This is a genomic window from Streptomyces coryli (assembly GCF_011044975.1).
Classification (GTDB): Bacteria; Actinomycetota; Actinomycetes; order Streptomycetales; family Streptomycetaceae; genus Streptomyces; species Streptomyces coryli.
The window spans coordinates 1-1,633 of record NZ_JAAKZV010000511.1; the positions used below are offsets into that span (position 1 = coordinate 1).

Sequence of the window (1,633 nt, forward strand, 5' to 3'; positions counted from 1 at the left end):
GGGTTGGGGGTGGTGGCGGCGCGGGCATGAGTGCCGGCGGTGCCATGCCTGGCGGCGCGGATGGTGCCGGCGGGACGGGTGTTGGTACGGGCGACGGAGCGCACGGGGCGCAGGTGGTGCCCGGTGCCGTAGCGGGTGGCACCGTGGACGCCGTATCGGCGGCCTGGGCCGAGCGGCTCGCTCGCGCGCTCGCGCCGCTGGGGGAGCCCGGCGACGCCGCGACCGGGCTCCGGCACCCCGGCGAACTGCCCGAGACCGTCCGCCTCCTCGACGAGCTCGGCCTGGCCCGAGCGACGCCCACGGCGCTCGCCGCCCGCTGGACCGAACGCACCCAGGCGCTCGCCGTCTTCGGCGCGGGCCCGACGGGCCCGCTGGAAGCAGACCTCACCCGCGACGGCGTCCACCACGTCTACGTCGAGGGCCCGGCCGGCAGCGGCAAGACAGAGCTCCTCCGCTCCCTCGCCGCGTCCCTGGCGGCCTCGGAACGCACGGACCGGCTGCGCCTCATCCTCGTCGACGGCGGCGGTACGGAGCGGGGTGAGGGGCTGCGCGTATGCACGGATCTGCCGCATGTAGAGACCTATCTGCCGGCTGCGGATCCGGTGCGGATGCGGGAGTTCGCGCAGGAGCTGGCGGGTGAGCTGAAGCGGAGAGCGGAGCTGTCGGCGGCGGCGGTCGCGGCGGCTGGGGCGGATGGCTCCGAGGGTGATGGCGGGCGCGGAGCGGGCGGTGACGGCGGGCCGGGAGGTTCTGGCGGGCTGGGCGGACAGCGCGGTCCGGGAGGCTCCGGCGGACAGGGCGGGGCCGGGGGCTCAGGCGGTCCGGTCGGTCCCGGCGGGGGTGGTGCCGGCGGCTCCGCTACGGGCGGTGTACCGGGGCCGCGGACTGCGGCGGGCTCGGGTTCGGGTCCGGGCGCCGGCTCTGGCGATATCGAGGCGCCGCCGAGCGGCACGCTGCGGCTGCGTACGCGCGACCCCGGCCGGGCGGCCGAGGCCCCCGCGCCGGACCCGCGCGCCGCGCGGCGTGCGGTGGCGGCGCTGCCGGCGGTGGTCGTCCTGGTCGATGACTACGACGCTTTGGTCGCGCCGGCGCTCGGTTCGACGGCGCGACCTGCCGCGGGCTCGGTGGTGCGCGCGCTCGACGCGGTGGCGCGGGAGGGCGCGCGGCTGGGCATGTACGTCATCGCGGCTTCCGGGCGCCCGGAGCGTACGGGATCGACGACGGCGGCGGAGCTGGCCGGCTTGTGGGTGTCGCTGGGCGCGCTGGTCGAGAGCGGGGGCGAGGATGCCGCCGCTGCGCCGCCGGGACGGGGTGTGCTGGTGTCGAGGGCGGGTGGCTCGGCGACGCCGTTCCAGGCGGGCCGGGTCACGGGCCGCATCCCGCGCACGACGACGGCACGGCCGACGGTGGTGCCGCTGGAGTGGGAGCGCATGGGCGTACCGGCCACGGCCCGGCCCCTGCGGGAGCTGGGGAACGGGCCTACGGATCTGGCGTTGCTGGCGAGTGCGCTGCAACGGGTGTGACGCTGCGGATCAGTGGGAGAGGGGGGCGGGCGGCTTGGCATCGGATGGTGACGGCCGCACCGCCGAGTCGCCTCTTGGCGCGGTGCGAGTGGGATGGCTGGCTACGGGGG

Annotated in this window: 1 protein-coding gene; it reads left to right on the forward strand. The window is 77.6% G+C overall.

Annotation, left to right across the window (positions count from 1 at the left end; translation table 11 throughout):
• A partial coding sequence (locus G5C51_RS41815) for an FtsK/SpoIIIE domain-containing protein (protein ID WP_420824918.1) occupies positions 1-1,523 on the forward strand: 1,523 nt, incomplete at its 5' end.
• Positions 1,524-1,633 lie beyond the last annotated feature (110 nt).